This window comes from Mesorhizobium sp. M2A.F.Ca.ET.042.01.1.1, from assembly GCF_003997405.1.
Taxonomy (GTDB): domain Bacteria; phylum Pseudomonadota; class Alphaproteobacteria; order Rhizobiales; family Rhizobiaceae; genus Mesorhizobium.
In genome coordinates this window covers 1-3468 of sequence record NZ_RZRX01000414.1, presented here as the reverse complement: position 1 = coordinate 3468, position 3468 = coordinate 1, and the positions used below count along the sequence as shown (strand labels likewise).

Annotated in this window: 3 protein-coding genes; 1 reads left to right on the top strand and 2 read right to left on the bottom strand. The window is 65.1% G+C overall.

What is annotated here, in order from left to right; all coding sequences use genetic code 11:
* The coding region (locus tag EOA23_RS32890; protein ID WP_281058781.1) for a protein-disulfide reductase DsbD domain-containing protein at positions 1 to 448 on the bottom strand (448 nt) is incomplete at its 3' end.
* Positions 449 to 574: 126 nt separating this feature from the next.
* Between EOA23_RS32890 and EOA23_RS32885 the strand changes: the two genes are divergently transcribed.
* Positions 575 to 1183, top strand: a complete 609-nt coding sequence (locus EOA23_RS32885) for a YqgE/AlgH family protein (RefSeq protein WP_126062202.1) — start codon at positions 575 to 577, stop codon at positions 1181 to 1183.
* A 156-nt stretch (positions 1184 to 1339) separates the two neighbouring features.
* On the opposite strand, the gene EOA23_RS32880 is transcribed toward EOA23_RS32885, so the two are convergent.
* A partial coding sequence (locus tag EOA23_RS32880; RefSeq protein ID WP_127307128.1) for an EAL domain-containing protein occupies positions 1340 to 3468 on the bottom strand: 2129 nt, incomplete at its 5' end.

Sequence of the window (3468 nt, the reverse complement as noted above, 5' to 3'; positions counted from 1 at the left end):
GCCGGGTCTGCACCGGAATACAGATCGTCTCGCAGATGCCGAGGAAGACATGGGCGTCGATCGTCGCAGGTTGGCCGGGCGAAGACACCGTGAAGGTCACCGGCAGCGACACCGGACGATCATAGCCGGCCCATTTGCCGTAGCCGTCGTCATGCCGCTGCGGCGGCGGGAACGACAATTGCGCGTCGGCGATGTTGGTGCTGCCGGATATGTCGAGCTGCGGCGGCACGCCGGCATCGCCCGGATCCCGCCAGTAGGTCTTCCAGCCCGGCTTCAGCGCGATGTCGAGCACGCCGCGGATCTTGCCGGCCTCATCAGGCTTGCCGGTGGTCACCAGCCGGACCTTGCCGCCCTCCGAATTGTACCAATCCGAGGAAGAGGCCTCGGCCGGGAGGCCCGTAGCCCATCCGAAAACGATCCCGAGAACCAGTATCTTCATGTATCGCATGGCGGTGATTTGACCGTCCGTTCTTGGCCGCGCAATGGCCTCGTCGCTCTCCCGGTATCATATTTGCGTGACATCGGGGACTGACACCATCTTTTCGGCGCAGCCGAAACGCGTTACGCTCAACCCATGGACTTGCTGCGCCACAAGAAGGCGGCCGCCGGACGCGGCTTCCTCGACGACCAGTTCCTGATTGCCATGCCTGGCATGAAGGACGACCGCTTCGCGCGCTCCGTCATCTACATCTGCGCCCACAGCGACGAGGGCGCGATGGGGCTGATCATCAACCAGACGCAGCAGATGCTGTTTCCGGACCTGCTGGTGCAGCTCGGCATCATGAACGAGCAGGAAGCGATCCGGCTGCCGGCGCATACGCGCGATTTCGTCGTGCGCAATGGCGGGCCGGTCGACCGCAGCCGCGGCTTCGTGCTGCATTCCGGCGACTATCGCGTGGAATCCTCGCTCAACGTCTCCGACGACATCTGCCTGACCGCTACCGTCGACATCCTGCGCGCCATCTCGACGGGGCGCGGCCCCCGCCATGCGCTGATGGCGCTCGGCTATGCCGGCTGGGGCGCCGGCCAGCTCGAGACGGAGATCGCCGAGAATGGCTGGCTCACTTGCCCTGCGACGCAGGAACTTCTGTTCGACGCCGATATCGAGCGCAAATACGACCGTATCCTGGCCTCGATCGGCATCGATCTTGCCCATCTGAGCGCCGCCGCCGGCCACGCTTGATCCATCACCAAAGCAGAGGCCGTTTCGAAACTCGCTCATGCGAGTCATATGGTGGTGATTTCGAGAACCGGAGCGGAGCGTACTTGAAGTACGTGAGCACCGGAAGCGCAGAAAGCGCCGCCAGATGGCCGCAGGAGTAGAGTTTCCAAACGGCCTCTAAGCCTGGGTCAGCGGATACTGCTCCCTCAGCGTCTTCAGCACCTGGTCGCCGGGCATCGGCGCGCCGAACATGAAGCTCTGGACATATTCGCAGCCCATCTGGCGGAGTTCCAGCGCGTCGCTTTCGTCCGAGATGCCTTCGGCGACGACCGACAGCCCCAGCTCATGCGCCATGTTGACCATGGATTTGAGCAGCACGGCGCGCTTCGGCGTGGCGTCGTCAACAAAACTCTTGTCGATCTTGATCGTGTCGAAGGGGAAGCGTGTCAGATAGGAGAGCGAGGAATAGCCGGTGCCGAAATCGTCGAGCGACAGCCCGATGCCGAGCTGCTTCAGCTTGGTCAGCACATGCGCGGTCTGCTCGGGATTGTCCATCACCAGGGATTCGGTGAGCTCGAGCCGGAAGCAGCGCGGCTTCAGATTGGCCCGCGCGATGACGGAGCGGACGTCGCTGACCAGGTCGCGGCGGATGAGCTGGCGGCTGGAGAGGTTGACCGACACCGACAGCGGCGCGTCGCCGATCTGCTTCTGCCAGCCCGCGAGGTCCTCGGCCGCCTGCTGCATGGCGAACAGGCCGAGCTGCACGATCAGCCCGCAATTCTCGGCCACCGGGATGAAATCCCCCGGCGGGATCATGCCGCGGCGCGGGTGGTCCCACCGCAGCAGCGCCTCGAAGCCGGCGACGCTGCCGTCCTCCAGCCGCACGATCGGCTGGTAGGCAAGCGTGAACTCGCGCCGCTCGATGGCGCGGCGAAGGTCGGATTCGAACTGCAGGCGATCAGTGCCGACGGTGCGGAAGGCGGGCCGGAACGGCTCGATCCTGTCGCCGCCGAAACGCTTGGCCTGGTGCATGGCAAGCTCGGCGTCCTTGACCATGTCCTCGGCGGAAGTTTGCGCCGTCGTCCAGGTGATCAGGCCGATCGAGGCGGTGAGCACGATCTCGCGCTTGGCGAAGGTGATCGGATTGTTGATCGCGTGCTTGATGGCATCTGCCATGGCCGCGATGCGGGCAGGGTCCTGCTCGGAAAGCAGCATCAGCGCGAACTGGTCGCCGGCAAAGCGCGACAGCGAATCCTTCGGCTTCAAGAGCCGGTGCAGCCGGCGCGCGACGGTGAGCAGAATGGTGTCGCCGGCGGAAATGCCAAGGCCGTCATTGACCTGCTTGAAGCGGTCGATGTCGATGATGAAGACCGTCGGGCGCACCTTGTCCTCGGTGCGGGCGATCGAGATGATCGCCTCCAGCCGGTTCATGAACAATTCGCGGTTGGGCAGGCCGGTCAGGTTGTCGTGCACGGCGTCGTGCAGCAGCCTTTCCTCGGATTTCTTCTGCTCGGTGACGTCGACCATGGTGCCGACGCAGCGGATCACTTCGCCGTCGGAACCGATCACCGGGCGGGCGCGCAGCGAGAACCAGTGGTAGTGGCCGTCGGCGCCGCGCAGGCGGAAATTCTGCGCCACCTTGCCGCGGCGGTGCTCCAGCACCACGTCGAGCGTGGTGCGGAATGTGTCGCGATCGTCGGCATGCAGCACCGGCAGCCAGTTGCGGGCGGCACCCCCAAGGCTGTTCGGCGCAAGGCCGAGCTGCAGGCTGATGTCCGGCTTGGTCACAACGCGGTCGCGCAGCACGTCCCAGTCCCAGACGATGTCGCCCGAGCCGGCGACGGCCAGCGCCTGGCGCTCGAGGTCGGAGAACAGGCCCTGGTGCAGCGCGCCGCCGGCAAAGGCATGCTGCATGACGGTGAAGCCGATCAAGAGGATGATCAGGATCAGCCCGCCGCCCAGAGCCGGCTGGGCGATGTCGTTGTCCAGCATGCCGGTGATGGCCATCCACGATCCGCATAGCCAGAGCAGCACCATCACCCAGCTCGGCACCAGCATGATGGCGCGGTCATAGCCGCGGATGCCGAGGAAGATGATGAGGCCCAGGCCGGTGAGCGCGGTAGCGGCGAAGGAGATGCGGGCGATGCCGGCGGCGACCGCGGGATCGACGATGGCGACGCCGGCGATCAGAAGCAGCCCGAGGATCCAGACCAGCGCGCCATAGCTGAAATGGCCGTGCCACCGGTTGAGGTTGAGATAGGCGAACAGGAACACCACGAAGGTTCCGGCAAGCGCCACCTCCGTGC